Annotated in this window: 30 protein-coding genes and 7 pseudogenes; 14 read left to right on the top strand and 23 right to left on the bottom strand. The window is 36.3% G+C overall.

The window, feature by feature from the left end; translation table 11 throughout:
- The first annotated feature begins 105 nt into the window (after positions 1 to 105).
- The 4 genes and pseudogenes from AAIE21_RS01035 to AAIE21_RS01050 all read left to right on the top strand — a co-directional run bounded on the left by AAIE21_RS01035 (position 106) and on the right by AAIE21_RS01050 (position 4,178).
- Entirely contained in the window at positions 106 to 1,071 is a 966-nt protein-coding gene (locus AAIE21_RS01035) for an NAD-dependent epimerase/dehydratase family protein (protein ID WP_343265086.1), read from the top strand.
- A gap of 26 nt (positions 1,072 to 1,097) precedes the next feature.
- Positions 1,098 to 2,186, top strand: a complete 1,089-nt coding sequence (gene rfbG / locus AAIE21_RS01040) for a CDP-glucose 4,6-dehydratase (RefSeq protein WP_343265087.1) — start codon at positions 1,098 to 1,100, stop codon at positions 2,184 to 2,186.
- 228 nt (positions 2,187 to 2,414) lie between these two features.
- Entirely contained in the window at positions 2,415 to 2,618 is a 204-nt protein-coding gene (locus tag AAIE21_RS01045; RefSeq protein WP_343265088.1) for a hypothetical protein, read from the top strand.
- Positions 2,619 to 3,050: 432 nt separating this feature from the next.
- Positions 3,051 to 4,178: pseudogene (locus tag AAIE21_RS01050) on the top strand (IS3 family transposase).
- On the opposite strand, the gene AAIE21_RS01055 reads toward AAIE21_RS01050, so the two are convergent.
- Positions 4,162 to 4,461 (bottom strand): hypothetical protein, encoded by a 300-nt coding sequence (locus AAIE21_RS01055; protein WP_343265090.1) that lies wholly within the window; start codon positions 4,459 to 4,461, stop codon positions 4,162 to 4,164. The pseudogene AAIE21_RS01050 and the gene AAIE21_RS01055 sit on opposite strands and share 17 nt — an antisense overlap.
- Positions 4,462 to 4,867: 406 nt before the next feature.
- On the opposite strand from AAIE21_RS01055, the gene AAIE21_RS01060 reads away from it, so the two are divergent.
- Complete coding sequence (locus tag AAIE21_RS01060) at positions 4,868 to 5,416, top strand: hypothetical protein (RefSeq protein WP_343265092.1); 549 nt, start codon at positions 4,868 to 4,870, stop codon at positions 5,414 to 5,416.
- 104 nt (positions 5,417 to 5,520) lie between these two features.
- Here AAIE21_RS01060 and AAIE21_RS01065 read toward each other — a convergent pair whose 3' ends face one another.
- The 15 genes and pseudogenes from AAIE21_RS01065 to AAIE21_RS01135 form a co-directional block, all read right to left on the bottom strand.
- Complete coding sequence (locus tag AAIE21_RS01065) at positions 5,521 to 5,835, bottom strand: HNH endonuclease (protein WP_343265093.1); 315 nt, start codon at positions 5,833 to 5,835, stop codon at positions 5,521 to 5,523.
- A 10-nt stretch (positions 5,836 to 5,845) separates the two neighbouring features.
- Positions 5,846 to 6,094: a hypothetical protein gene (locus AAIE21_RS01070; protein ID WP_343265095.1), complete on the bottom strand. Its 249-nt coding sequence runs from the start codon at positions 6,092 to 6,094 to the stop codon at positions 5,846 to 5,848.
- A 6-nt stretch (positions 6,095 to 6,100) separates the two neighbouring features.
- Positions 6,101 to 6,304, bottom strand: a complete 204-nt coding sequence (locus AAIE21_RS01075; RefSeq protein ID WP_343265096.1) for a hypothetical protein — start codon at positions 6,302 to 6,304, stop codon at positions 6,101 to 6,103.
- Between the two features lie 248 nt (positions 6,305 to 6,552).
- Positions 6,553 to 7,092, bottom strand: coding sequence for a hypothetical protein (locus AAIE21_RS01080; RefSeq protein ID WP_343265097.1), 540 nt, complete (start codon positions 7,090 to 7,092; stop codon positions 6,553 to 6,555).
- A gap of 1,153 nt (positions 7,093 to 8,245) precedes the next feature.
- Entirely contained in the window at positions 8,246 to 8,491 is a 246-nt protein-coding gene (locus tag AAIE21_RS01085; protein ID WP_343265098.1) for a hypothetical protein, read from the bottom strand.
- A 212-nt stretch (positions 8,492 to 8,703) separates the two neighbouring features.
- Positions 8,704 to 9,235 (bottom strand): annotated as a pseudogene (locus AAIE21_RS01090) (site-specific integrase).
- Positions 9,235 to 9,717 (bottom strand): ArpU family phage packaging/lysis transcriptional regulator, encoded by a 483-nt coding sequence (locus AAIE21_RS01095; RefSeq protein WP_343265099.1) that lies wholly within the window; start codon positions 9,715 to 9,717, stop codon positions 9,235 to 9,237. Before AAIE21_RS01095 ends, AAIE21_RS01090 begins: the two are co-directional and overlap by 1 nt.
- 26 nt (positions 9,718 to 9,743) lie before the next feature.
- On the bottom strand, positions 9,744 to 9,914 hold the full coding sequence (locus tag AAIE21_RS01100) for a hypothetical protein (RefSeq protein WP_343265100.1): 171 nt from the start codon (positions 9,912 to 9,914) through the stop codon (positions 9,744 to 9,746).
- 156 nt (positions 9,915 to 10,070) lie between these two features.
- A pseudogene (locus AAIE21_RS01105) lies at positions 10,071 to 10,154 on the bottom strand (DUF3983 domain-containing protein); the annotation flags it as partial.
- A 571-nt stretch (positions 10,155 to 10,725) separates the two neighbouring features.
- Positions 10,726 to 10,962: a hypothetical protein gene (locus AAIE21_RS01110; protein WP_343265101.1), complete on the bottom strand. Its 237-nt coding sequence runs from the start codon at positions 10,960 to 10,962 to the stop codon at positions 10,726 to 10,728.
- Between the two features lie 341 nt (positions 10,963 to 11,303).
- Positions 11,304 to 11,498 carry a hypothetical protein gene (locus AAIE21_RS01115; protein ID WP_343265102.1) on the bottom strand — a complete coding sequence of 65 codons (195 nt, stop codon included), beginning with the start codon at positions 11,496 to 11,498 and terminating at the stop codon, positions 11,304 to 11,306.
- A gap of 32 nt (positions 11,499 to 11,530) precedes the next feature.
- Positions 11,531 to 11,668 carry a hypothetical protein gene (locus AAIE21_RS01120; protein ID WP_343265103.1) on the bottom strand — a complete coding sequence of 46 codons (138 nt, stop codon included), beginning with the start codon at positions 11,666 to 11,668 and terminating at the stop codon, positions 11,531 to 11,533.
- 17 nt (positions 11,669 to 11,685) lie between these two features.
- Positions 11,686 to 11,862: pseudogene (locus AAIE21_RS01125) on the bottom strand (helix-turn-helix domain containing protein); the annotation flags it as partial.
- A gap of 27 nt (positions 11,863 to 11,889) precedes the next feature.
- Positions 11,890 to 12,054, bottom strand: a complete 165-nt coding sequence (locus tag AAIE21_RS01130; protein ID WP_343265104.1) for a DUF3954 domain-containing protein — start codon at positions 12,052 to 12,054, stop codon at positions 11,890 to 11,892.
- Between the two features lie 18 nt (positions 12,055 to 12,072).
- Positions 12,073 to 12,432, bottom strand: a complete 360-nt coding sequence (locus tag AAIE21_RS01135) for a cell division protein SepF (RefSeq protein ID WP_343265105.1) — start codon at positions 12,430 to 12,432, stop codon at positions 12,073 to 12,075.
- 44 nt (positions 12,433 to 12,476) lie between these two features.
- Here AAIE21_RS01135 and AAIE21_RS01140 point away from each other — a divergent pair.
- Both AAIE21_RS01140 and AAIE21_RS01145 read left to right on the top strand, forming a co-directional pair.
- A pseudogene (locus tag AAIE21_RS01140) lies at positions 12,477 to 12,653 on the top strand (BTB/POZ domain-containing protein); the annotation flags it as partial.
- 135 nt (positions 12,654 to 12,788) lie between these two features.
- Positions 12,789 to 13,940 (top strand): annotated as a pseudogene (locus AAIE21_RS01145) (tyrosine-type recombinase/integrase).
- 114 nt (positions 13,941 to 14,054) lie between these two features.
- Here AAIE21_RS01145 and glnA read toward each other — a convergent pair.
- The 4 genes from glnA to hflX all read right to left on the bottom strand — a co-directional run bounded on the left by glnA (position 14,055) and on the right by hflX (position 18,537).
- The gene (gene glnA / locus AAIE21_RS01150) at positions 14,055 to 15,389 is read right to left on the bottom strand and encodes a type I glutamate--ammonia ligase (protein WP_343265106.1); all 1,335 of its coding nucleotides are present in this window, start codon (positions 15,387 to 15,389) and stop codon (positions 14,055 to 14,057) included.
- Positions 15,390 to 15,437: 48 nt separating this feature from the next.
- Positions 15,438 to 15,827 (bottom strand): transcriptional repressor GlnR, encoded by a 390-nt coding sequence (gene glnR / locus AAIE21_RS01155; protein ID WP_000656778.1) that lies wholly within the window; start codon positions 15,825 to 15,827, stop codon positions 15,438 to 15,440.
- 173 nt (positions 15,828 to 16,000) lie between these two features.
- On the bottom strand, positions 16,001 to 17,272 hold the full coding sequence (locus AAIE21_RS01160) for a methionine gamma-lyase family protein (RefSeq protein WP_343265107.1): 1,272 nt from the start codon (positions 17,270 to 17,272) through the stop codon (positions 16,001 to 16,003).
- A gap of 2 nt (positions 17,273 to 17,274) precedes the next feature.
- Positions 17,275 to 18,537: a GTPase HflX gene (gene hflX / locus AAIE21_RS01165; RefSeq protein WP_343265108.1), complete on the bottom strand. Its 1,263-nt coding sequence runs from the start codon at positions 18,535 to 18,537 to the stop codon at positions 17,275 to 17,277.
- Between the two features lie 92 nt (positions 18,538 to 18,629).
- On the opposite strand from hflX, the gene AAIE21_RS01170 reads away from it, so the two are divergent.
- From AAIE21_RS01170 to AAIE21_RS01180, 3 genes are all read left to right on the top strand, one after another.
- Positions 18,630 to 19,253: a trimeric intracellular cation channel family protein gene (locus tag AAIE21_RS01170; RefSeq protein WP_343265109.1), complete on the top strand. Its 624-nt coding sequence runs from the start codon at positions 18,630 to 18,632 to the stop codon at positions 19,251 to 19,253.
- A 98-nt stretch (positions 19,254 to 19,351) separates the two neighbouring features.
- Complete coding sequence (locus AAIE21_RS01175; RefSeq protein WP_343265110.1) at positions 19,352 to 19,489, top strand: hypothetical protein; 138 nt, start codon at positions 19,352 to 19,354, stop codon at positions 19,487 to 19,489.
- 12 nt (positions 19,490 to 19,501) lie between these two features.
- Complete coding sequence (locus AAIE21_RS01180; RefSeq protein ID WP_001051869.1) at positions 19,502 to 19,636, top strand: hypothetical protein; 135 nt, start codon at positions 19,502 to 19,504, stop codon at positions 19,634 to 19,636.
- Between the two features lie 46 nt (positions 19,637 to 19,682).
- Here AAIE21_RS01180 and spoVK read toward each other — a convergent pair whose 3' ends face one another.
- Positions 19,683 to 20,639 (bottom strand): stage V sporulation protein K, encoded by a 957-nt coding sequence (gene spoVK / locus AAIE21_RS01185; RefSeq protein ID WP_343265111.1) that lies wholly within the window; start codon positions 20,637 to 20,639, stop codon positions 19,683 to 19,685.
- A 118-nt stretch (positions 20,640 to 20,757) separates the two neighbouring features.
- Between spoVK and AAIE21_RS01190 the strand changes: the two genes are divergently transcribed.
- The 4 genes and pseudogenes from AAIE21_RS01190 (at position 20,758) to AAIE21_RS01205 (ending at position 24,431) form a co-directional block, all read left to right on the top strand.
- Positions 20,758 to 21,720: a tyrosine-type recombinase/integrase gene (locus AAIE21_RS01190; protein WP_481858645.1), complete on the top strand. Its 963-nt coding sequence runs from the start codon at positions 20,758 to 20,760 to the stop codon at positions 21,718 to 21,720.
- 116 nt (positions 21,721 to 21,836) lie between these two features.
- Positions 21,837 to 22,277: pseudogene (locus AAIE21_RS01195) on the top strand (collagen-like repeat preface domain-containing protein); the annotation flags it as partial.
- A 61-nt stretch (positions 22,278 to 22,338) separates the two neighbouring features.
- Positions 22,339 to 24,048, top strand: coding sequence for a hypothetical protein (locus AAIE21_RS01200; protein WP_343265112.1), 1,710 nt, complete (start codon positions 22,339 to 22,341; stop codon positions 24,046 to 24,048).
- A gap of 35 nt (positions 24,049 to 24,083) precedes the next feature.
- A complete protein-coding gene (locus AAIE21_RS01205) occupies positions 24,084 to 24,431 on the top strand; it encodes a Gly-Xaa-Xaa repeat protein (protein WP_343265892.1) in 348 nt (115 codons plus the stop codon).
- Between the two features lie 71 nt (positions 24,432 to 24,502).
- Here the strand turns inward: AAIE21_RS01205 and hfq are convergent, their stop codons facing one another.
- The gene (gene hfq, locus AAIE21_RS01210) at positions 24,503 to 24,727 is read right to left on the bottom strand and encodes an RNA chaperone Hfq (protein ID WP_000813896.1); all 225 of its coding nucleotides are present in this window, start codon (positions 24,725 to 24,727) and stop codon (positions 24,503 to 24,505) included.
- A 25-nt stretch (positions 24,728 to 24,752) separates the two neighbouring features.
- Entirely contained in the window at positions 24,753 to 25,703 is a 951-nt protein-coding gene (miaA, locus tag AAIE21_RS01215; protein WP_343265113.1) for a tRNA (adenosine(37)-N6)-dimethylallyltransferase MiaA, read from the bottom strand.
- Positions 25,704 to 25,920 lie beyond the last annotated feature (217 nt).

Below are 25,920 nucleotides of genomic sequence, written 5' to 3' on the forward strand. Positions count from 1 at the left end.
CTCTTTTGTATGAATAGGATTATTTTCTAATTTCTACAAAACAACCTAAGTAAAATTATTTATTCTCTCTACCTAAAAAATTTTTAAGGAGACGAATGAAATTCTATGAATAGGATTGATCATTTTGAAAATAAAACGTTTCTTATCACTGGCGGATACGGTTTTATTGGTTCGCATTTAGTGCGAAGATTACTAAGATTACAAGCAAAAATCGTTATTTTGGCGAGAAAGTCATCGAACCCTTGGCGTCTTAAAGACGTATTAAAAAGTGTCAAACTGTATGAAGTAGATATACGCGATAAAATGCAAGTTCAAAATATTATAAAACAAATTCGTCCAGATTATATTTTTCATCTTGCTGCATATGGGGTAAATTCAGCTCATACAGATTACATGAATGCCATTGAAACGAATATTTTAGGCACAATTAATATAATTCAAGCAGCAAAGTCTATAGATTGCAAAAAGATTATTAATATCGGAAGCAGTTCTGAGTATGGAGATAAAGCAGAATCTATTCATGAAGATATGACACTAACACCCATAGATATTTATGGAAGTAGCAAAGCAGCAACCACTATACTCGCTCACCAAATTGCTGCTGAAAATAACACTAACCTTATCACCTTAAGACCTTTTGGAATATTTGGAGAAGGTGAAGAACCACATAAAATTTTTTGTTATATTATTTTACAAGTATTGCGGAATAGAACTGTAGACTTAACCTTATGTAATCAATTAAGAGATTACTGCTATGTAGATAATATTATAGATGCTTGTATGCTAACAATTGAAAATAATTCTATACAAAATGAGATTTTTAATATTGGAAGTGGCGAAGTTCACCCTTTAAAACATTATGTGGAATTACTCTTTAAACACTTGCAGACAGATAAAAGGCCCAATTATGGTGCATTATCCTATAGAACGAATGAACGAAGGATTTCTAAACCGAATATTAATAAAATTAAAAGTATGCTCTCCTGGGAACCAAGTATAAGTATTGAAGAAGGTATTATTAAAACTGTTAATTGGTATAAACATAATACACATCTATATCCGAATGTATAAAAATCTATTTCTAAGGTGTGAATCAATTGCTAAATAATAGCTTTAGTAATGTATTTTATGGAAAAAAGATTTTAATTACAGGACACACTGGCTTTAAAGGCTCTTGGCTATCCATATGGTTAAAAGAATTAGGTGCGACTGTAATTGGATATTCTTTAGATCCTAAAAATAAAAAAGATAATTTTATGTTAACAAATCTTCAAAACGACATAATCGATATTCGTGGGGATATTAGAGACTTTAATAAATTAAATAAGATTTTCAAAGAATATAAACCTGAGATTGTATTTCATTTAGCCGCACAGCCCCTTGTTAAATATTCCTATGATTATCCTAGAGACACGTATGATATAAATGTTATGGGAACAATGAATATATTGGAAGCAATTCGTTTACACGAATCAACTAAAGTAGGAATTATAGTTACAAGTGACAAATGTTATGAGAACAGTGAATGGGTTTGGGGATATCGCGAAAATGATCCAATGGGCGGATATGACCTTTATAGCTCTAGCAAAGGATGCTGTGAACTTTTAATTTCTTCCTACCGCAATTCTTACTTTCCAGAAAAAAAATATGAGCATCATAAAAAAATAATCGCAAGTGTTCGAGCTGGCAATGTAATTGGTGGAGGGGATTGGTCAATAGACAGGATTATTCCTGATTGTATACGAGCACTAGAATCAAATCGAGAAATTATCATTAGAAATACTAATGCAATAAGACCTTGGCAACATGTACTCGAACCATTAAGTGGCTATTTGCTTCTAACAGAAAAAATTTTAACAGATGGCATCCTTTTTTCTGGCGCATGGAATTTTGGTCCAAAATTAAATAATATTGTCTCAGTAAAAGAGCTTGTTACCGGAATAATAAAGACTTGGGGATGTGGAAATTGGATATCATCAAATGTACATCAAGAGGAATTTCATGAGGCAACATTCCTAAACCTTGATATAAGTAAAGCAAAATTCAAGCTCAATTGGGAACCAAAATGGTCCCTTCAACAGACTTTAGACCATACAGTAGACTGGTATAAAAATCACAATACGTACTCCAGTGCAAAGATGAGAAGTTTATGTATTAACCAAATCAAACAATATTTGCAGTCTTAAGAAAAGAAAATAACAATTTTTATAGACCACGTTGTTCTTTTAGAGTGAATATAAGTTTGCTCTTATGTCTATTAACTTGAAACATTTTTCCCTTCCAACATTATCCCCTCTAAATAAGTTATATGTAATTAATTTCATCCCCAAACAAATATTTCATTTAAATTATATAAATTACGAATAAAAAGAATTACGTGTCCTCTTCGTGATTCCTTTTGTCTGAAAGAAGCAATGCCTCATATTAACGATAATATATATACAGAACGATTAAGTCATAAAAGCATTGAAATCACAGCCAATATTTATTCTCATATTACTCCTAAAATCATTGAGAATGAACAAGGCAAATATGATGCTTATTATGCGGGACAAGAATTTAATATTGAAAAAAGCGGGGCAAGGTTAATATTTTTAATAGGACATGTTTTTTTATAAACAAAAACCTCTAAACACCTATGTGTCAAGGGGTTTTGACTCTTAGTAAAGAGACATATATTGATCGCGTTCCCATTGGTGAACTTGTATGCGGAATATATCCTCTGGATTCATCTTGTTTTAATTTTTAGTAAAAACGTTGATTTATCAAGGTTTTATAAAAGTGATGTTTCATTATGATTCATCACTCTTTTTATTTTTGTGGGTGGATATTTTTCACCATAATTATTAAAATGTTAAGCTTCCCTTTCACCTTTAAACATTCACTATTCTCAAAAACTATTAAACTTTTATTAAATCTGTTAAAATTTCAATTAATAATATAGATTTTTTTGTTTTCTTTCAAAAAAGAATGATTTTTGGAGTTAGTATAGTCATATGGACACAACTTAGTTAAGTCCTTACAATGGATTTCAAGGAGGAAGTGTCCGTATGACAAACAAGAAATTTAATGAAGAGTTTAAAAAATGGTGGTTGAATTATATCGTTCGGGACAATCTGTAAAAGAATTAAGCAGCGAGTATGGCGTATCAGAAGTAACAGTTTATAAATGGGTTAAAACATATTCTCCTATCACATCAGTTGATGAAGACGAAATGACACTAGAAGATCTAAAACGAATGAAAAAAGAAATGCTTCGTCTAAAAGAAGAGAATGAAATTTTTAAAAAGGCTATGGCCATATTCGCGAGAAAATAAACGATACAGAATTACACCAATTTATCAATTGTCAAAAAGAAACGTACTCTATTCATACAATGTGCCAAGCTCTCGGAGTAGCAAGAAGCTCTTACTACCAATCTCAGCACAAAACAGAGTCAAAGCGTAGTCGTGAAAATAACGAATTAACCAAAAAAATTAAACGAATTCATCAAGATAGCAAAGAGTGTTATGGTGCGCCAAAGATTCATCAAACACTGTTGGAGCAAGGATTACAAATAAGCATAAAGCGTGTACAACGGCTCATAAAAAAAGAAAATATTCGTTCCATTACCTTAAAAAAATACAAACCACATTCATCAAAATCAACTGTAGAGGCACGCACAAATCTATTAGAACAAGACTTCTCTACAACGACAATAAATGAAAAGTGGGTAGCGGATATTACCTATATTCACACGCAAAAAGATGGCTGGTGTTACCTAGCATCTGTGATGGATTTATATTCTAAGAAAATTATTGGGTATTCATTTTCACGAAATATGACAACGGATCTTGTAGTAAGAGCGTTAGAAAACGCTCACTATACACAAAGGCCATCAGAAGGTCTCTTTTTACAATACTGACTTAGGCGCACAATATACAAGTCAAGAATTTCAAACCTTACTCGTGAATTATAAAATAAAGTCCTCTTTCAGTAAGAAAGGGTGTCCGTATCGAATCGTTTCATGCCATTTTAAAGAAAGAAGAAGTATATCGTACAAAATATGTCTCGTTTGAACAAGCAAATCTAGCACTATTTCAATACATTGAGGGATTTTATAATCGTAAGCGAATCCATAGTAGCATTGGTTATAAAACTCCTCAAGCAATAGAAGCTCTGGCTAAAAAAGCAGCTTAGATTTAACTTTTTTGTGTCCAAAATATTGACTCAAATCCACTTCTACAGCGGATGATTTTTTAACACCAAATTGATTGGCTCCGTTCTGATAATGTTCCGTGGTACCATTCTTGTTAATTTCTTCTTGTAAGTCTTCCAAAGTAACAGCCATAAAAGCAGCATTCTTTATGAGTGAAGATACTGCTCTTTTTTTCTTTGGTTCTAAATTCTTCAATAAACTGTTTAATCGTGTCATTTCCCGTTTAATTCTTTTTTCTTTTTCTAAATCTTTGTTGTCACTCATAAGTAATCACTCCTTTCATGACTCCCCCCCATCGTGCGACCCATGTGTTAAATGAAGCTCCCCCCTCGCTCCCTATCCACCTTAAATTTTATTTTTTATAGGGGGGATTGCTAATTAATTTTATTTTCTTCTAAAAAAATCCTGAATAATGTTATTTATTTAATAGGATTTTTATTATTTTTTATGTGATAAACATACAAGAAAAAGAAGTTGTTTTACAATATAATAAAATACACTTTTTTAATTTTATTAAAGGAGTTGATTTCCTCTGAATTCTAATGATAAAAGACATTGCCCCCCATGTCCTTGCCCTGTCCCTGCTCCTCGTAGTATTCCTTTTCAAAGTGTTCAAGGAATACCCGGACCTCCAGGACCACAAGGAATCCCCGGGCCTCCAGGACCAGGTGTGATAGAATCTGCATTTAGGGCCAATAAAAATGATGATAGCACTCAAACTATTTCTGCAAATACTTCAGAAACTATTACTTTTGAAACTGAACTATTCGATCTTGGAAATGAATATAATAATGTTGATAGTTTTATACCAAATCAAGATGGAATATATTCAATTGCTACAAATGTTCTGTTCCTTCCAGATATTCAAGCCACCTATACTGCTCAGTTAGGGATTGAAGTCAACGGTATAACTATCGCTGTCGATATAAAAACTACCCCTGATGACCCTTTTCCATTAACATTACCTACAACCTTTGAGCTTTCAACTATTTATGGATTGCATGCAACAGATGTTGTTACTGTCAGTTTCTTTAGCCTTGTTAGTGGTACAATTTTTCAATCTAGTGGAGTTCAAATAAATCATTTTACAGCAGCAAGATTTCCTTTTACAAGTCCAGTGCCTTTCGCTTTTACTCAATCTTCTCCAATTCTTAGCCGTATTGTACAAAATACTGCAAATACTACATCATCTATCCTCCCCAAAAAGACACCCCTTTAATTTAAAGGTGTCTTTTTTTAATTCCAGCAAGAACACTGGGTAGATTCTAAAGAATTTGCTGTATAATAAATTCACATCGGTTAGATAATAGCAAGCCCTTATTCTCATCCATTACGTATACAGCTCCTAATCAAATCACCATTCTCATCAAACATTACATCTTCTCTAATCAACACAGACTTACCAAACGTCTTTGTATTATGACAAGGTAAGCATAAGTATTGTAGGTTCTCATGGTTTAATGTTATATCTGGATTGCTTATGTTCTCTGGTGTTATCTCCACAATATGGTCAACGATGTATCCAGGCTCTTCCTTGCAATGCTTACACATGCCATCTAATGTTGTAGCTATGTATGATGTTCTACACTTCTCCCATGCTGTTGACTTATAAAACTTCCTTGCATATTCTTTCGCCATTTAATCACCATCATAAATGTAACGCTTCTAAATATCTTTTATAACTCTCAATGTAATTTACATCACAGTTATTAATTAATAAGCAATACTTCTTTGCTTTAGTTAAATCATATTGTATTCTCCATGTTTCTTTAGTTGTATTGTTAACCTGTACGTCTTCCTTTAGCTTTAATGCTTCAATTAATTCCTCTGTTGGGAATTTAGACAATAATTCTATTACACTTTTAAATTCAGCTTTCTCTTCATATACTCCATCCATCTATCCTCACTCCTTATCACAAACCATATCTTCAATCGTGCTTACAATAACTTGATTATTCACTATTGTAGTTGTGGTTGTATATTCTCCTGTTCCTACCACCTTACCGCCTTTGTCATGACAATCTTTCACAGATATAAAGAACCCAACAAACGCAAAAATAATTAGTATGAAACATATAGCCACCAGTGAGTAAAGTACTTTCTCCATCCACTCACCACCTATGTAATTTTTATATAATAAAAGGGCAACCATGCATCAGTTGCCTTTTCGTCAAAATCATATTTATTACTATAAATCATTTTTCCAATGGTTATTATAATGATAAATCACCTTAAATCAATGTTAAGTTTTACTAGTAGTATATGTTGCTTTAAAATAAAGTTTAATCAAAAATGGAGATTTGTATTTCATATAAAAAGTGATTAAGTGATTCCTATAACTTTTTTCAAAATAATTTATAGTGGAGAAGAAAGTCTCGTAGCTTCAAAGCGTGTACTTGGAGGTTCTGAAACGATTATACCAGCTAAGGTACTTCTTACAAATACTTGCACTACATCTCCAGCATTTAACTGAATGTTAGTAGAAACAGACGCAATATTATTATTTGTGATTGTACTAAAAAAATCATTATCAATGGCTACTTGAGTATTATTTACCCTGATGGCTATTAATACTCTATAATCGGGAGAAGGAAAAGTAGTAGGCCTAAATTCAACACTTGCAATAATAGAATATATACCTCTTGTTGTTGGAATAAATGTGGAGATAAAAGTATTATATTCATTTAGTAGATCGTATTGTTCATTTGGATATAAAACTTGCACAGTTGTATCTACAGGAACATCTATAACAGCATTAGTTTCATCTCTAACAGCCCTAAATGCAGATTGCGGTACTGGTATTGGAGGTCCTTGAATAATAGGGCAGCTCACAGGATTAGGGATCGGACAAGAAATCGCAGATGGATTAAAATTTCTTTTTGTATTTGAGCACATGAACTATCAAACTCCCTCACTTATGATATCTATTACATTAGATGTGAGGTGGATTCTTTTTTCTTGTATATTTACCCATATTTGTTTAATACCAAATAAATTCATACCCTTTTTTAGGTATCCGATTTGCCCGATAAAAAAGGGCACCCGTTTCCGCGAGTGCTCTTCAAAGGATTACGAGAATCCTCATTAACGAAAGTTAAAGCAGCTACAGTTAATGAGTTACAAGCAGTATATGCTTGTCCTCTTTAATACGTGAAAAAGAGCATCCATTGGATTGGATGCTCTCACCATAAAAAGAAAAGTGAATATTGAATAGAATAAGCAGATAGCTTGTCCTTCTCAAAAGGTGCAATAAAAAAAGCACCTCGCCCAGGTGCCACAAAACACGTAGAGGTAACTAACACGTCAAAAAAGACCTTTCTTTACCATTGTATACTTTCACTTTTTTGGTATTCCTCCTTTTTAGGTGCCCGATTTATCCAATAAAAAAGAGCACATTTGAATGTACTCTTTAGTGAAAGGTACTTCATCATGAATATGAAATAAGCGATTTATATGACATACACTTGTTTTACACTATAATATATGCTTGTCCTATTAAAAAGGTGCAATGAAAAAGAACACTTCCCCATGTAAGCGTTCTCTTCCGCAGAACGTGCTAAAAGACTCTTCCATCGCCAACACACTTTCTCTTTAAATGTCTTAGTCTTATGTACCTTTTGAAATAAGAAGACTTTCTTATTTCATTTAGAAACATAAAAGTCACGACACTAATGCACCGCGGCTGTATATATAAATTCCTCCTCCAAAATAAAAAGCACCCCAATGGATGCTATGTCATTACTTATTATTTTCTAATTTAATACGGTAAATGAAATTTTATTCTTCTTTCAATTACCTAATGTTGTCACATTCACCTGCACAGCAAACATTATTAAGTAACTGGAAGAAGAGCAAAAGCTCTTCTCTATATTAACGGTATCATTCAATCAGTACCACCTGCTGGTTACGGATTTTATACGCCGCTAATATGAGCCGTTTAATTATTTTATAAAGGAATCTTTGTGAGCAATGTTTTCCGCCACTACTCACAATACAAATATAACACGATAATTCCAAAACAACCGGCACATTTACTGCCAAAAAACGGTCAAGACTCTGCCAACTTTTTATATTTTTGCAGTTCAAACCTTTTTATTTCACCTGTAATTTCTACATTAATACCTAGTAATGTTTGATTCACCGTATTCATCTTCCTTTTTATCAGCCATTCAGGATACGCTAATTGCTCTAGCAGCATTCTATAATAATCCGGATTTACTCTTAATACATCTGGATTTCCCTTTTGATGCATTTGGCATTTGACTAACTCACCTAATAACTCTTCACATACCATTTTTCATCCCTCTCTCCCCCCTTATTATGTGTAACTAATATACACAACACATAGATTGTTTTATAACTTCTAGTTACCCATATCTTATATTGTGTGTAACTGGCCCAATCGCGAAATCCCTTGCTATCATTGAATTGATAAGCCTTTCTCTTTTGAGTTACACAGTACAAAATTTATGAGTAACTGTATAAATTAAAAAGAAAAAACAATGATTAGATTTTAAACCTAGTCATTGCTTTATCCATTGCATCTTGGTTTACACCTATATAACGTAGTGTGACCTTCTCAGATGAGTGATTGAATATCTCCATCAGTAATGCGATGTTCTTCGTTTGCATGTACATATGATATCCATAAGTCTTTCTTAAGGTATGTGTACCTATCTCATCTAATCCAAACTCTGCTGCAGCTACACTTAATATCTTATATGCCATGCTACGACCAATGGGACGATTCTTCCCTTGTCTACTTTGCAATAGCTTCTCTATTCTCATTGAACCAACGGAGCTCCCTCTTTAGTGCTGCTGTAATTTGAATACACTTTTGTTTACCTGTCTTCTTTTCGCGCATAGATATATGACTTCCCTTTACATCACCAACCTTTAACTTTAAAATATCACTGATTCTTAACCCTGTATTAATCCCCATGATGAACAGAATATAATTACGATCACTCTTTTCTTTGAAGTAATCCTTTAGATTTTGAATTTGCTCTGGATCACGTATTGGCTGAACAAAATTCATTATTCATTACCTCCAGCTTCTTCTTTTTCATAAACTTCTAGTCTAAGAGCGAAAGCAAGTTTATAGAAGGCTCTAGCTTTAACACGACGATATGTACGTTCACTCATTCCAATTTCGTTATAAACCATATAATCACATACATCTTCATCTTCTAAATATCTTTTGGTAATAATCTCTCTCTGATTCTTTCCAGTTGGACTATTACAGAACCGACTTAATGCCTGGTCAATTCGGAAGGACATCTTCTCTAACCACTCTTCACGTTGGCTTTGTTGTACATTTGCCAAAGCTACATCCTCTAATGGATTACCAACTTCAAGTGTAGGACCATGATACCTTACTTCATAAGAAGGAGTGACTTTCATTTCTCTACGAATCATTCCAAACTGTCTATAAATACGTACACTCTCTAGAACACCTTCTAATCGTTCCTGCGTTGCATTGCGATCAATTTTTGGTAAAAAAGATAATTGTTTAGTCATGTAAGACCACTCCTTCTTATTTTTAATTACTTTTGTCTTAAAGCTCCACGTCTACGCTTGTACCGTGGTCCACGAATCCCCATTAGATCCTCAATATTACGTGTGCTTAGTTTCTCTTTTCGCTTTTTCTTATTTTTCTTTTCCCCTTGTTTTGATTGCTTTTTCCATTCACGCAATTGATCTCTCAGTGCCTTCATTCGTCCCATCTCCCTTTTCAAAATAAAAAAGGACACCTATTCTTAAAACAGCTATAATTGCTGCCCTAATGAATTGGTGTCCTCTAGTTTTCTAGCCGGACTATATTCTGTTTCCTTTTACTTTAAAATACCAGCCTGTACAAAAATGCTTCTCTATGCATTCTCAACTCTGTATTTATCAACGGCTTTTGCACGACGAGCAATAGCTTTCTTAATTTTTCTTTTCTTTAAATTAGGCATTTCTCCTAACCTCACTTTCTTCTAAAAGGATTATTTTGTTGAAATCCAGCTTAAATCTCAGTTAATAAATATAATTATATTGTAAATATCTTAACTAACTTAAAAATCAATCAAGTTATTTATTATGATATAACCTAAACAAATTCATCCATGCACGAATACCCTTTACTTTGCTAGGAGAGATCCTAGCTTTTTTTATTTGTCAAAAAATCCTCTCCTGAATAAATCTCAATATTCCGTATATAATGTATATAGGCGATAGCCATAACTCATTTAAATGAACCTCCAGCAGTGTGAGTTCCCATCCCTAGAGAGCAGTTAGCTTTTGCTAGCTGCTCTTTTATTGTCACTTTTTAGGTTCAATGCTCATATGTTATTTTGAGACAAAAAAATAATAGCTTAGTAATGAAAAGGTACCCTTTTACACTACTTTAATCGGTTTCAACATTAACTTTTTTCCTTAAAGAGCACTGATCAAACGTGCTCTTTTTGGTTTGTCAGAATAAAATTCCAAGTCACGGTTAAACTATGAACAGGCTGGTGAATAGCCATAATCCAATTTTGTAGTACCCTACTCTTCTTCTTTCCCTTGGGCCGAGCAGTTAGCTTTTGTTAGCTGCTCTTCTTTTTCTCCATCTGTAGCATGTCTCAAGAACTCAACATGAAACCAACGTTCGCTATTATCTACAAAAAGGTATGACCAAACTACTACTATTTCAGGTGGTGCTTTTATTACCATTGCTAGCCCATGTAATTCTGGATAATCTGGATGAATAACCATTACAAGATCGTCTTCATGAAACTTCAATGGACTTCCTCATTTCTCTACAAAATGAAATTCTTATTAAGTTCTCTTTCCCGCATAACATTTTCAATTACGTTTATACTATAGTTGTAACTGTCCGTTACAAATCATTACTTGTAGGGCCTAATTTCTTTTGTACAACAATCAGTTAGCTAATTGAGCTAGCTGCTTTGTTGTGCAAAATGAAGTTTTTATCAAAGCACTTATAATATATTTCTCAACATGAAACGTATGGAATCGTAATAAAACAAATGGTAATATTTAGACATCTCAATTACGTTATTTCTTTTAAAGAGAGCTTGTCCCCTGACACAAGCTCTTTTTTATTTAAAATAGCATTTTTATTAAGAAATCTTAATCATGTGTCCATATCTTCTAAGAAAAGCTAATACAACTTTCATTTCTTCAACTGTACGACTTGCCAAGCAATCCACCGCAGCTCCTTCAGGTATTCCATAACTTTCTACTAATTCCTTAACAAACGCGATATCTTCTTCTGTATAAGCATCTTCTGGTAAGTATGTTTCTTCTTTATTCATAACTAACAGCTCCCTTTCAAATAAGGATTTTATTAAGAAAACTTGTTTACGCCTTTTAATTGATCGTTTTCTAATTCAAGTTCGCTTATTCTTCTTTGTAATTTTTGAATAGTGTTTATGGCCACATATGCTATATCTTGAGATTCTTTTTCATACTCTTCACGAGTCATTAATTCACCATTTAATCTTCCGCCTGATGCCTTCTTAATGCTTTTGCCATCTTTGGTAAACTCATACCTTGCTTCCACATTTCCCGAAAACGAATCACGTCTCTCTCATCCCAAATAAATTTTGCTTCTTCTAAAGCAATGTATATCTTTAAACGTGATTCCTTCATAAACTCATGATTTCTTGCTACACTCATAAGTGAACCTACCCTCTTCAAAAATGATTATTTTATCTTTTCAGTAACCTTGGTATCCACACGATCAACTTTCCCGTTAAGCCAAACAGCTACTTGTTCACCATATCCACTAGCTGGTGGTTCCACAGCAATTACACGACCATCCTTCACCACATATAATTTATTACTAGAAATATCGATTTCTGCTTTCATAAACGCCTCTCCCTTTGCTCACTTCATATACTCAACAACATTAGGTTTGAATCCACTTCCTAAATAAACCCTTACTGGAATAGCTTCTTTTGTATCTCTTGCTGCCTTACATAATTCTTCAGCGGCTTCCCAATTAAACAGCTTGCCCAACCCACGTTGAAACCTCCAAATTGCCATTGCATATTGCTCAAATATCTCGTAGCGATCATCCGGATTTGTTGTTCGTGGAAGTTCGTCCGTGCATTTTGCAATCTTAGGAATCTGGACACGTACATCTGTATATGTAACTCGCCCAATTCCCTTCTTTACATTAGCTTTCGTTACATCAAATTGGATGATTTCTGGATCTACATCAAAAATATTTAGTTGTTTAACCATTGACCTTCCCACTCCTTGTAATGAGTTCCAGTAATTCACTTGCACCTTTCTTACTTAAAAACACATTTTTTTCTGTGGATAAATTAGAGATAGAAGCAAATACGTTTGCTGCGCTTTTGTTAATTGATAAAAAAACCATTAATCCTGGTGATACAAAAGCATGTATAGCATTCAAAAATGACATTCCAGTAGAGCTATTAGAATTTTATAAGCCTTATTAAATGGAGGTGATATATCTCCATTTAAAGAGCCTATAAGATAAATGACGGATTTAAATTTCAGTATTAAGAAAGTCCCATACAGTGGCTAGATACTCATTCTAGCCACTTAAAAATTAATAAGAGAGAGGGAATAAAATGGCTAGCTTCAGAAAGTTTGGCGACACTTGGGAATTTCGAGTTAGATATAAAGATCCGTATACCCAAAAGTACAAAGAAAAATCAAACGTGGATTCAAAACTAAAAAAGAAGCTCAAATTGCGGCTGCTGAGGAAGAAAAGAAATTATTAAATGGCTTAGAGGTTGAAATCGCCCCTACTTCATTAAAGTTCTACCTTAGAAGACTGGCTAAAATTATTTAAGCAAGATACTGTAAGGAAAAACACTTATATCTTACATGAACGTAACATCGAAAAACATCTCATCCCCTACTTTAAAAATATTAACCTAAAAGTACTCAAACCAATGATATACCAAAAATTTATTAATTCCTTAACTGATCAGGGATATAGTAAGCGAACTGTACAAATTATCCACGGCACAATGAATAACGCTATGAAAAAAGCTGTCAGTTTGAAAAAAATCGAGAGCAATCCTTGTAAGGAGGTAGTAATTTCTAATAAGAATAACAAAGAAAGAGAAGAGCTGAAATATATGCGGAGTGAAGACATCCCCCTTTTCTTAAAAACTTCTTATCAATATAACTATATTTACTACATCTTTTTCAAAACACTTCTGAATACCGGTATGCGTAAAGGTAAAGGTGAAGCTGCTGCATTACAATGGAATGACATAAATTTAAAAGAGCAAACCATTACAATTACTAAAATATTAGACTTCACTGCTAAAACAAAAGAAGAATTATTTGAAGATACAAAAACATTTACATCTAAACGTACTATTATGATTCCTAAAACATTAGCTGATGAACTGCTAGCACATAAAAAGTGGCAGAATGCCAATAAGCTTGTTTTACAAGCTGCGTATGAACACGAATTAGACTTAGTATTTTCCAAAGTCGATGGAAAGTTCTTACCAAAATCAACATTGTTCAATGCATTCTCACGCATACTTAAAAAAGCAAATCTGCCCAAATTAGAAATTCATTCATTACGTCACACCCACGCGGTTCTTTTATTAGAATCTGGTGCAAGTATGAAATACATTCAAGAACGATTAGGACACAAGAGTATTGAAATCACTTCCAACATTTACTCTCATATTAGCGATAAGATTAATAAAGATTCCATTTCGGGGTTTGAAGCTTATATGAATAACGTATTGGGGTAAGTATGATTTTTTTGTGGGTGAATTGTGGGTGAATTACTTCTCTTTCAAATAAAAGTGTTTTACCCATAAAATAAAAAAACCCTCAACACGTTATGTGTCAAGGGTTTGAGACTCTTAGTAAAGAGACATATATTGATCGCGTTCCCATTGGTGAACTTGTGTGCGGAACATATCCCACTCAATTTCTTTCGCTTCGATGAAATGCTCAAGTAAGTGTTCGCCTAATGCGCCACATACAACTTCATCAGACTGTAATGTAACTAACGCTTGCGCTAATGTTGCTGGTAAGTCAACGATACCTGCTTCTTCACGCTCTTCTTTTGTCATTACATAGATGTTACGGTCTACTGCAGCTGGCGGAGTTAATTTATTTTTAATTCCGTCAAGACCTGCTGCTAATAATGTTGCCATTACTAAATATGGGTTTGCAGCTGGATCAACACTACGTACTTCTACACGTGTACTTATACCGCGAGATGCTGGGATACGTACTAATGGACTACGGTTTTGTGCAGACCATGCTACGTAACAAGGTGCTTCATATCCAGGTACTAGGCGCTTGTAAGAGTTTACAGTTGGGTTAGCTACCGCTGTAAATGCCGGTGCATGTTTTAAAATACCTGCGATGAAGTGACGTGCATCATCACTTAATTGTAAGTCACCGTTTTGATCGTAGAATACGTTTTCTCCATTTTTGAATAGAGATAAGTTACAGTGCATACCAGAACCGTTCACTCCGAATAATGGTTTCGGCATAAATGTTGCATGTAAGCCGTGTTTACGAGCAATTGTTTTTACAACAAGTTTGAATGTTTGAATATCATCACATGAACGAAGTGCATTCGCATATTTGAAATCAATTTCGTGTTGCCCTGGTGCAACTTCATGGTGAGATGCTTCAATTTCAAAGCCCATTTCTTCAAGTTCAAGAACGATATCACGACGACAGTTTTCCCCTAGATCCATCGGCGCAAGGTCAAAGTATCCACCGTTATCGTTTAATTCTAATGTTGGATTTCCTTTTTCATCAACTTTGAATAAGAAGAATTCTGGTTCTGGTCCAAGGTTGAATTCATTAAATCCTAATGCTTCCATTTCTTTCAACATACGTTTTAAATTATTACGTGGGTCACCTTCAAATGGAGTGCCATCAGCATTGTAGATGTCGCAAATCAAACGGGCTACTTTACCTTTTTCTGCAGTCCAAGGGAATATTACCCAAGTATCTAAGTCAGGATACAAATACATATCCGATTCTTCAATACGAACAAACCCTTCAATAGAAGATCCATCAAACATCATTTTGTTATCTAGAGCTTTCGTTAACTGACTAACTGGAATTTCTACGTTTTTAATAATCCCTAAAAGGTCCGTAAATTGTAAACGGATATACTTTACATTCTCTTCTTTCGCTAAACGGAAAATATCTTCTCTAGTGTACCTTGCCATTATAAATTCCTCCTTAGTCCCTCTAAACACCTTCAGAATCAGTCATTTCTAGTGAAAAAACCTCGAAATATCACCTTGTCGTAATGAAGTTCGATTAAATCTGCCTGTATGTTGCAGTTCATCTCGAAGAATTTTACGAAGCTCGGATTTTGAAATTTCTTTTGTTTCTCCTTTTGTTTGCACTGCTTCTGTTTGATTTTCTTTCATTTGTAACACTTGTTTAATACCAGCCATATTCAGGCCTTGATCTAACAAATCTTTAATTTCTAACAATTTATCTACATCGTTAAATGAAAACAATCTACGATTTCCCTTTGTACGGGTCGGGAAAATTAAATTGTGCTCTTCATAGTAGCGAATTTGACGAGCAGATAATTGTGTTAAATCCATTACAATACCAATAGGAAACAGCGGGGCAGAACGTCTATCTTCTTTCATTGTTTCAGTTCCTCCTTCGCCTTAACTGCTTCTCATTTTATATCATGTTATGTTTAATGTCAACAGATGTTAGCTTTTCTTACATGATTTTTTATAAATTTTTTCATTCTTTTTTAAAATGGCACAAATAGCTACTTCTATACAAAAAAGCTGCCGAAATCGACAGCTTCTCCTTACGAAATTGTTAATAGATTTTTTTCAATTAATGCATCAATTGCAGAACAAATTGCAATCTTCACATGAGAATACGTTAATCCACCTTGTACATAAGCAACGTATGGAGGACGGATTGGACCATCTGCCGATAACTCAATACTTGCACCTTGAATAAACGTACCTGCAGCCATGATGACATCATCTTCATATCCTGGCATGTAGTTCGGGTACGGTGTAAAGTGCGAATTAATTGGAGATGCATATTGAATCGCTTGGCAAAATGCAATCATACGCTCTTTATCATCAAATTGAACAGACTGAATTAAGTCTGTTCTTGCAGCATTCCAAGTTGGTGATGTATTCATTCCTAACTTTTCTAAAAATGCAGCTGTAAAAATTGCCCCTTTTAACGCTTGACCAGCAACATGAGGAGCTAAGAAGAAACCTTGATACATTTCTTGTAAACTATATAAAGATGCCCCCGCTTCTGCTCCAATCCCCGGAGATGTTAAACGATATGCACAAGCTTCTACATACTGTTCTTTCCCAACAATATAACCACCTGTTTTTACAATTCCACCACCTGGATTTTTAATTAGAGACCCCGCCATTAAATCTGCTCCGACATGACACGGCTCTAATTCTTCCACAAACTCTCCGTAGCAGTTATCAACAAATACAATAACATCTGACTTAATCTCTTTTACAAACGAGATCATCTCTTTAATTTCTGAAATTGTAAATGATGGACGAGTCGCATACCCTTTCGAACGCTGAATCCCAATCATTTTTGTATTTTCATGAATTGCCGCTTCTACAGCTTTAAAGTCCACTCGTCCTTCTGCCGTTAACGGTACAGCGTTGTAACCAATGTTATATTCTTTAAAAGAACCTACACCTTTACCACGCACACCGACAATCTCTTCTAACGTATCATACGGTTTTCCTGTTATATATAATAGCTCGTCACCAGGGCGTAAAATACCAAATAAAGCTGTTGAAATCGCATGTGTACCCGAAATAATTTGCGGGCGAACAAGACCTGCTTCCGCTCCAAATACATCAGCATACACTTTCTCTAATGTATCACGACCGATGTCATCATAACCATATCCTGTTGTTGGGATAAAGTGTGAATCACTAATTTTATGTTTACGAAAACTTTCTAATACGCGAAACTGATTGCTCTCAATCACTCCATCCACACGTTTATGTATATCTGCAATTTGTTCCTCTACTTCTTTTACAATAGGAGCGATTCTTTCTCCATTTTTCAAACGATCAAACATTGTTATTCTCCTTTTTCCACTAAAAATCTTTTTAATTGTCCATTCAATGGTGAATGAGCAAATATATAACCTGTACACTCATATAAGAATGCATCTTCTTTGAACTCCATCCCAGTTAATACCGTTTCTGTTTTTAAAAGCGTTAGTAATCTCCCTTCACTTGGAGGGATCATAACCTTATACGGTTCCATTTCTTCCATCATCTTCGTTTCTACCGATTCTTTTATGCTTATTAAATCTACTTCTTCAAAAGCACTTGTCATAAGAAAATCACTTTTTGGAAACGGAATAAAATTCTGATGTAATTTATCCTTCTTATTGTAAACCGTAATAATTGGAATATGATTAATTTCAAGGTCTTGTAATAATTTTTTCACCGTCTGTTCGTGACCTACATAATTCGGATCTGCCGAATCAACGACATGTAAAATCACATCCGCTTCACCCGCTTCTTCCAATGTAGAGCGAAACGCAGCAACCAATGACGTTGGTAAATCTTGAATAAACCCTACCGTATCAGTTAGCAATACAGTGTACCCACAGGGCAATTGCATCTTCCTTGTCGTTGGATCTAACGTCGCAAACAGCAAATTTTCTTCAAACGTATCCGCTTCCGTTAATCTGTTGAATAACGTTGATTTCCCAGCATTTGTATATCCAATTAATGCAACTTGAAATACTTGATTACCCTTTCGGCGCTCACGATATCTTTTCCGGTGCTCCACAACAACCGCGAGCTGTTTCTTAATTTCATCAATACGCGAGCGAATATGACGTCGATCCGTTTCTAACTTCGTTTCACCAGGACCTCTCGTACCAATTCCGCCACCAAGACGAGATAACGCTAACCCTTGACCCATCAGACGCGGCATCGTGTATTGTAGCTGAGCTAATTCCACTTGAAGCTTACCTTCCCGTGATTTCGCACGTTGAGCAAAAATGTCCAATATTAGTTGCGTTCGATCAATCACCCTTGCATCTAATACGGAAGATAAATTACGAATTTGACTCGGTGTTAACTCATTATTAAATATAATAACAGCCGGTTCCAATTCTTCTGTCAGCGCTGTAAGTTCCTCTAACTTCCCCTTCCCTATGTATGTAGCGGGGTGAAATTTCGGACGTTTTTGCGTTGTAGATACCAAAACTTCTGCACGCGCCGTCTTCGCAAGCGACGCAAGCTCTTTCATGGAATGCATAAACCGTTCATCATCATCTTGCGGCAATTGACAGCCCACTAATATGACTTTTTCTTTTTCTTCCATCAAATATGTTCACTCATCCTTTTCGAAATTTAAACCTTCTAATATAATAGCAGAGGAAGCACATTTCATCTAGTTAGCGGGGGAGAAAATTCATGGCATGGGAGATTTTTAGCATCATTGGTACAATTGCCTTCGCACTCAGCGGAGCTATTGTAGCAATGGAAGAAGATTACGATATTTTTGGGGTATATATTTTAGGAATGGCAACTGCATTTGGGGGAGGTGCCCTTCGCAACTTATTAATCGGTTATCCAATCGTCGCGTTTTGGCAACAAGACATGTTATTTCAAATCGCACTCTTGTCAATGACGATTATCTTTTTATTTCCAAATAAACTTATTACACATTGGAAACGGTGGGAAAACATCACGGATGCTATCGGCTTATCAGCATTCGCTGTACAAGGAGCTCTTTACGCACAAAAACTCAATTTACCTATTAGCGCAACAATCGTCGCATCCGTTTTAACAGGAATTGGCGGCGGTATTATTCGTGATTTATTAGCACGCCGAAAACCTCTTGTCCTTCGCGCCGAAGTATATGCATTTTGGACGATTTTAGCAGGATTTTTGATCGGCGCCAAAATTGTTGTTAGCGATTGGGCTTTGTACATTTTATTTATTTTGATTGTTTGCTTCCGTATGATTTCCATTCACTACAAATGGCATTTACCACACAGACGCTTAGATAGTAAAGAGCGTTCGCTTCATAAATAGTAACTTCATCCCTTTACATATCGTAAAGGGTTTTTCCTTTTCTGACGTGTTTTTCTGTTCATAGTGTCCATACTAAATTTTAAAGCGAGGTGAAAACAATGACAAACCACGTAAACAAAGGCGCTCAAAAAAGCTCAGTCAACCAAATTAACTTTGATCCAAAATCCGCCCATGAAAAAAGCAAGAAGATGGAGCGATATCATAGGGCATATCAACAAAACGCTAAAGAAGAATAGAGGTGATAAAGAATGGCAAAAGGAAATAACAACCGCAATCGTGGACAAAGTAGTAGCGTTAATCCACAAGGACTTGCATCAGATGTAGCTGATACAAGTCCAAAAAGCAAATTAGAACAACGAGCAAAAACAAAAAATACAAAATAAAACATGATGCATTACATTTCTTTTCCATATAAAGTAAACGCACAGTTTATGAACTGTGCGTCTCTTCTTCAAGCGTTAAATCACTACTTGATATCCCAATTAAATCATACTTATCGTATGCATCCTCTTGCAGCAAACGCATCGCCTGTGTACGAATGGATTTCTCAACAATATTCCGGACATAGCGCCCATTACTAAATGATGTAATTTGTGATGAATATTTCACGGCATGTAAATGATCACGGAATTTCCACTCCGCCTCTTTTGATAACTGATATTCTCTATCGTCATACATTCTCTTTCCAATTTCGAGCAACTGATTTACTGTATAATCCGCAAACTCAATAATAAATGGAAAACGTGATTGTAAACCCGGATTTAAAGAAAGAAAATGATTCATCTCTCTTGAATATCCCGCTAAAATTAAAACAAATCCATGTTGCTTATCTTCCATATGTTTGACAAGCGTATCAATCGCTTCTTTTCCAAAGTCTTTCTCTCCGCCACGCGCTAGCGAATATGCTTCATCAATGAACAATATTCCACCCATGGCTTTTTTAATTAAATCTCTTGTTTTTTGTGCTGTATGCCCAATATATTCCCCTACGAGATCAGCGCGTTCTGCCTCGACCAAATGTCCTTTTGATAAAATATTCATCTCAAACAACAATTTCCCAATCATTCTAGCAACAGTCGTTTTCCCTGTTCCCGGATTTCCTTTAAACAACATATGGAGCACTTGCTTTTCTGACTTTAAGCCGATTTCTTGCCTTTTCTTATTCACATAAATCCATGCATAAATTTCTTTTATTATTTTTTTTATATCTTCCATTCCAACAAGTTTTCCCATTTCCTCTTCGATTCGCTGCAGCATTTCATGCTTCGTAGACGTTTCACTTGAAATTACCGATTTATTTTCTGAAGCGGGTACTGAAATTTTTTTCCGGTGATTTAATACGATATTAATTTGATTATTATTTTTTTTTCGCATCGATTGTTCCATGCAATCACCTCTTTTTATCAACTCACCTAATCGTATTATTAATATTTCCACTTCCCCTACAAATAACTATTTTCAGAAAAATTTGCTATAATATAAGAAAAAACAGGGTGGTGGGAATATGGAAACAAAGGAACTTCATGATACAGTACAAGCTTTTTCTGCCTTTTTATTAAATAAGGGTAGAAAACCTTCAACTATTAAACGTTACGTCTATGATATTGAAGATTTCGGGCATTGGTTAGAAAAAAATAAAAAACTTTCCTCTAGTAATATATGGGATACACTTTGTACAAAAGACTACGAAGATTATTTTTCCGACTTAAAACAGAAACGACATTACTCTGAAAAAACAATGCACCGTGTATTTATTGTCTTAAATAGACTATATCAGTTTTTAAATCTCCCAAACCCATTAAAGGACATGGAACTCGTCATCCAACCTAATCGCGCATTACGTGATGAAGATTTCATTTCAAAAGACGACGAAAAACGTTTAAAACATACCCTAACTTCATTAGAAGGATTATCAGAGAAACAACGCCCTGTCCGTCCATTACTAATGGATCGTAATATTTCTATTGTTAATTTACTCATCGATTACGGCTTATCCCTACAAGAACTTGTATCATTAAATATGCATCATGTTCATTTTGAAACGAATACAATTTCTATTCCCGCAGTAGCAGGTGTTGAAAGAACCATTAAACTGACTGCCGAAGACAAAAAACAACTATATAATTATTACAAAAAAATTCCCGAACCAGTTCGCCCTAAATATCATAGTGATGATCCACTATTTGTAGCATTCGATTTCAACCGTAATACATATCGCTGGGTATACGAGAATGATGCTCCAAAAGCACTAACAGAAATAGCGGTCCAAAAAATGATTCGTCTTGAAGTAGCGCGAGCAAATTTGCGTAAAGGTATTTCCGGTCAACACTTTCGAAACACCTTTATTTTACGATTAATCGAACAAAACACTCCAGAGCAAGAAATCATAAAACGAGTCGGTTTCAAATCAAAAATTTCCTTAAAAAGGTATTATCAATATGCAAAACAAAAAGAAAACGCCTCGTAAAATAGGCGTTTTTACTATTTTTCATAGAAACAGCCCGTTTCCCTATTCCTTTTTATAGGTAACTTGCATCTACTATGATAGGTTTTTCACCATCCCTATTAGAAAGGAGCATTTTAATGTCTTACTTTAACGATAATTCAAAAGAGACTTCAAAACCATATTTCCCGACTCAGCCTCGTCGTATTCCTACAGTCCATTATACCCCTATCCCTGAATTATATGTGAATCTTTTTTCTGATACTTTAAGTGATTTAACTAATGTTATTCCAGCTGTATTCTCCAATCCAATACACTCTAACACAAAAGAACTTATAAACTTATTAGAAATAATAAAGGGGTTCTTGGAACGTTTAAATTTATCACTATCGCAGCGAGAATCCGGCATTGCAATTGCCGAAAATTTAATTACCATTTTGAATAACCAACCTTTTGTAGCAAATGCAACATATATTGAATTACAAAACTTACTCAACTTTTCACTATATATCACTAAATTATTTAGAATCAATCATCTTACATTCAAAAAAATCATCGTGAAAATAGAGAATTTACAAATTACTTTGCTACAAATTGCGCCAATTGGAATGATTGGACCTCAAGGCGAACGTGGGTCTCAAGGTGAAAAAGGACTTCAAGGCGAGAAAGGGTCTCAGGGCGAACAAGGGCTTCAAGGTGAGCGAGGACCTCAAGGCGAGCAAGGGCTTCAAGGCGAACAGGGGCTTCAAGGTGAGCGAGGACCTCAAGGCGAGCAAGGACTTCAAGGCGAACAAGGACTTCAAGGCGAGCAAGGGCTTCAAGGCGAACAGGGACCTCAAGGCCAACAAGGGATACAAGGCGAACAAGGACTTCAAGGTGAGCAGGGGCTTCAAGGCGAACAGGGACCTCAAGGTGAACAAGGACTTCAAGGTGAGCAAGGGCTTCAAGGCGAACAGGGACCTCAAGGTCAACAAGGACCTCAAGGTCAACAAGGACCTCAAGGCGAACAAGGACCTCAAGGTGAGCAAGGGCCTCAGGGCGAACAAGGGCTTCAAGGCGAACAAGGACCTCAGGGCGAACAGGGACCTCAAGGCCAACAAGGACCTCAAGGCGAACAAGGGCCTCAGGGCGAACAAGGACCTCAAGGCGAACAAGGACCTCAGGGTGAGCAGGGGCTTCAAGGTGAGCGAGGACCTCAAGGCAAACAAGGACCTCAGGGTGAACAGGGGCTTCAAGGTGAGCGAGGACCTCAAGGCGAACAAGGACTTCAAGGTGAACAAGGACTTCAAGGCGAGCAAGGACCTCAAGGCGAGCAAGGGCCTCAAGGCGAACAAGGGTTCCAAGGCGAACAAGGACCTCAAGGCGAGCAAGGGCTTCAAGGCGAGCGAGGACCTCAAGGTGAGCAAGGGCCTCAGGGCGAACAAGGGCCTCAGGGCGAACGAGGGTTCCAAGGCGAGCAAGGGCCTCAGGGCGAACAAGGACCTCAAGGCGAGCAAGGGCCTCAGGGCGAACAGGGACTTCAAGGCGAACAAGGATTTCAAGGCAAACAGGGACCTCAAGGCGAGCAAGGGCCTCAGGGCGAGCAAGGGCCTCAGGGCGAACAAGGACTTCAAGGTGAACAAGGACTTCAAGGCGAGCAAGGACTTCAAGGTGAACAAGGATTTCAAGGCGAGCAAGGACCTCAAGGCGAGCAAGGGCCTCAGGGTGAACAAGGGTTCCAAGGCGAGCGAGGACCTCAAGGCGAACAAGGACCTCAAGGCGAGCAAGGGCCTCAGGGTGAACAAGGGTTCCAAGGCGAGCAAGGGCCTCAGGGCGAACAAGGGTTCCAAGGCGAGCAAGGGCCTCAGGGCGAACAAGGACCTCAAGGCGAGCAAGGGCTTCAAGGTGAACAAGGACCTCAAGGCGAACAAGGACCTCAAGGCGAGCAAGGGCCTCAGGGCGAACAAGGGCCTCAGGGCGAACAAGGGCCTCAGGGCGAACAAGGGATACAAGGCGAAAAGGGAGCTCAAGGCGAGCAAGGGATACAAGGCGAAAAGGGAGCTCAAGGCGAGCAAGGGATACAAGGCAAGCGAGGACCTCAAGGCGAACAAGGGCCTCAAGGCGAACAAGGAATACAAGGCAAACAGGGACCTCAAGGCGAACAAGGACCTCAAGGCGAACAAGGACCTCAAGGCGAACAAGGAATACAAGGCAAACAGGGACCTCAAGGCGAACAAGGACCTCAAGGCGAACAAGGAATACAAGGCAAACAGGGACCTCAAGGCGAACAAGGACCTCAAGGCGAACAAGGACCTCAAGGCGAACAAGGGCCTCAGGGGGAACGTGGACTTCAAGGGTTTAGCTTTCCGGTAACCACAGCTGTACTAAAAAATACACGTCCACAAACTATAGAGCCTAATCAAAACATACAGTTTAACCTTGTATCAAACATAAATAACATACATTTCGATGCAACAGATACAATTACAATCCTTGAAGATGGTGTTTATGTCATTGACTTTTCAGCTTCAACAATATTTTCAGGATCAACTCCCCTAGGCTTCGGTATTGCCATTAATGGCAATATGCCTTCAGATAGCTTTTCAGCAAACGCAATTGGGAGCTCAATTACATTTTCAACCATCGAAACTTTAAAAGCACGAACTACAATTGCTATTCAATCTACTACTAATACAATCACTATTCCCGATACAGGTGATACCACTGTTCGACTTACTATCTTCCGTATTCATTAGAAGATGTCAAAAAACATATAAATAAAAAAAGAGCGAATTCCTCGCTCTTTTTTGTTATGTACATTTCCTTGCTACTCTAGTTCAATTGAAACATTTTTTTGTGGAACAAATGTAGAAATAGCATGTTTATAAATAAGCTGTTGCTTACCTTCTGTTTCCAATAAGACTGTAAAGTTATCAAAACCTTTAATCAATCCACGAAGCTGGAAACCATTTAATAAGTACAGCGTCACAAACGTGTTTTCTTTACGGAGTTGATTTAAAAACTGATCTTGAATATTGATTGATTGCTTCATGTCGAATCCTCCTCTTTTTCTCTACTTACTTATTATTCGACTTTACTTGTAGCTTTCCTTCTATGTACCGCAAAATTTCTGTTGTTTTTTCACCGCCGGTCACATCAAACCATGTGACATCCATTTTATTACGGAACCATGTTAATTGACGTTTTGCATAGCGGCGTGAATTTGTTTTCAATTGTGCTATGGCTTCTTCCAGCGAAATTTGACCTTCAAAATACTGATATAATTCTTTGTAACCAATTGCTTGAATAGATTGACAGTCCCGAACTCCATTTTTATACAAAGCATTTACCTCTTGCAACAATCCTTGTTCGACCATAAGATCGACACGCAAGTTGATGCGATCATATAACATTTCACGATCCATAGTCAAGCCGATTAACGAAACATCATATAGCAACTCATTTTCCTGTTTTTCAAGTTGATCACTCATTTTCTGACCTGTCGTATGAAAAATTTCCAAAGCACGAATAACACGCCTTACATTATTTGCATGTATTCGATTCGCACTTTCTGGATCAACCTCTTGCAGTTTCTTATGTACATATTCTACACCATGTTCTGTCACTAGTTTTTCCAATTCTTCTCGATATACAGGGTCTCCAGCTTCATCTGTAAACTGATAGTCATATAAAACTGATTGTATATAAAGGCCGGTACCACCAACAATAACCGGTAGTTTTCCGCGTTCTGTAATCTCTCGAATATGGCCTCGAACAAGCTCTTGAAATTCCGCCACAGAAAATGAATCTTCTGGATCTTTAATATCGATCATGTAATGCGGAATCCCTTCCATTTCTTCCTCTGTTACCTTAGCTGTCCCGATATCCATCGTACGATAAATTTGCATCGAGTCCCCGCTAATGATTTCACCATTTAACGCTTTTGCAAGATCAATGCTTAATTTTGTCTTTCCCACCGCAGTCGGTCCGATGATGACAGCAACTTTTTCACGTTGCAGTTCTTCCATATATTTCAACTCTCTTTATGTAATCTTATCCATCTGATCATTATATCCAATCTTACCAACTTTAATAGTCATAATGCAAGTTCTTTCAATACGGTAAATGAAATTTTAAAAATAAGAATAATACAGTAAAGCCTTAGCCAGTAGGGTCGCCTCCTCCCTTCACTGATTATCACTCCTAAACCAATCAGGATTTTATAGAGATTTATTTGCCTCGCCT

Source organism: Paenibacillus sp. 102, from assembly GCF_039549175.1.
Taxonomy (GTDB): domain Bacteria; phylum Bacillota; class Bacilli; order Bacillales; family Bacillaceae_G; genus Bacillus_A.

What these genes read in the sequence shown, in the direction of transcription:
- AAIE21_RS01035 (WP_343265086.1), top strand. Translation starts at nt 106, where the DNA reads ATGAATAGGATTGATCATTTTGAAAATAAAACGTTTCTTATCACTGGC.
- AAIE21_RS01045 (WP_343265088.1), top strand. Translation starts at nt 2,415, where the DNA reads ATGCCTCATATTAACGATAATATATATACAGAACGATTAAGTCATAAA.
- AAIE21_RS01055 (WP_343265090.1), bottom strand. Translation starts at nt 4,461, where the DNA reads ATGAGTGACAACAAAGATTTAGAAAAAGAAAAAAGAATTAAACGGGAA.
- AAIE21_RS01065 (WP_343265093.1), bottom strand. Translation starts at nt 5,835, where the DNA reads ATGGCGAAAGAATATGCAAGGAAGTTTTATAAGTCAACAGCATGGGAG.
- AAIE21_RS01070 (WP_343265095.1), bottom strand. Translation starts at nt 6,094, where the DNA reads ATGGATGGAGTATATGAAGAGAAAGCTGAATTTAAAAGTGTAATAGAA.
- AAIE21_RS01075 (WP_343265096.1), bottom strand. Translation starts at nt 6,304, where the DNA reads ATGGAGAAAGTACTTTACTCACTGGTGGCTATATGTTTCATACTAATT.
- AAIE21_RS01080 (WP_343265097.1), bottom strand. Translation starts at nt 7,092, where the DNA reads ATGTGCTCAAATACAAAAAGAAATTTTAATCCATCTGCGATTTCTTGT.
- AAIE21_RS01085 (WP_343265098.1), bottom strand. Translation starts at nt 8,491, where the DNA reads ATGGTATGTGAAGAGTTATTAGGTGAGTTAGTCAAATGCCAAATGCAT.
- AAIE21_RS01095 (WP_343265099.1), bottom strand. Translation starts at nt 9,717, where the DNA reads ATGACTAAACAATTATCTTTTTTACCAAAAATTGATCGCAATGCAACG.
- AAIE21_RS01100 (WP_343265100.1), bottom strand. Translation starts at nt 9,914, where the DNA reads ATGAAGGCACTGAGAGATCAATTGCGTGAATGGAAAAAGCAATCAAAA.
- AAIE21_RS01115 (WP_343265102.1), bottom strand. Translation starts at nt 11,498, where the DNA reads ATGAATAAAGAAGAAACATACTTACCAGAAGATGCTTATACAGAAGAA.
- AAIE21_RS01120 (WP_343265103.1), bottom strand. Translation starts at nt 11,668, where the DNA reads ATGACTCGTGAAGAGTATGAAAAAGAATCTCAAGATATAGCATATGTG.
- AAIE21_RS01130 (WP_343265104.1), bottom strand. Translation starts at nt 12,054, where the DNA reads ATGAAAGCAGAAATCGATATTTCTAGTAATAAATTATATGTGGTGAAG.
- AAIE21_RS01135 (WP_343265105.1), bottom strand. Translation starts at nt 12,432, where the DNA reads ATGGTTAAACAACTAAATATTTTTGATGTAGATCCAGAAATCATCCAA.
- glnA (WP_343265106.1), bottom strand. Translation starts at nt 15,389, where the DNA reads ATGGCAAGGTACACTAGAGAAGATATTTTCCGTTTAGCGAAAGAAGAG.
- glnR (WP_000656778.1), bottom strand. Translation starts at nt 15,827, where the DNA reads ATGAAAGAAGATAGACGTTCTGCCCCGCTGTTTCCTATTGGTATTGTA.
- AAIE21_RS01160 (WP_343265107.1), bottom strand. Translation starts at nt 17,272, where the DNA reads ATGTTTGATCGTTTGAAAAATGGAGAAAGAATCGCTCCTATTGTAAAA.
- hflX (WP_343265108.1), bottom strand. Translation starts at nt 18,537, where the DNA reads ATGGAAGAAAAAGAAAAAGTCATATTAGTGGGCTGTCAATTGCCGCAA.
- AAIE21_RS01170 (WP_343265109.1), top strand. Translation starts at nt 18,630, where the DNA reads ATGGCATGGGAGATTTTTAGCATCATTGGTACAATTGCCTTCGCACTC.
- AAIE21_RS01175 (WP_343265110.1), top strand. Translation starts at nt 19,352, where the DNA reads ATGACAAACCACGTAAACAAAGGCGCTCAAAAAAGCTCAGTCAACCAA.
- AAIE21_RS01180 (WP_001051869.1), top strand. Translation starts at nt 19,502, where the DNA reads ATGGCAAAAGGAAATAACAACCGCAATCGTGGACAAAGTAGTAGCGTT.
- spoVK (WP_343265111.1), bottom strand. Translation starts at nt 20,639, where the DNA reads ATGGAACAATCGATGCGAAAAAAAAATAATAATCAAATTAATATCGTA.
- AAIE21_RS01190 (WP_481858645.1), top strand. Translation starts at nt 20,758, where the DNA reads ATGGAAACAAAGGAACTTCATGATACAGTACAAGCTTTTTCTGCCTTT.
- hfq (WP_000813896.1), bottom strand. Translation starts at nt 24,727, where the DNA reads ATGAAGCAATCAATCAATATTCAAGATCAGTTTTTAAATCAACTCCGT.
- miaA (WP_343265113.1), bottom strand. Translation starts at nt 25,703, where the DNA reads ATGGAAGAACTGCAACGTGAAAAAGTTGCTGTCATCATCGGACCGACT.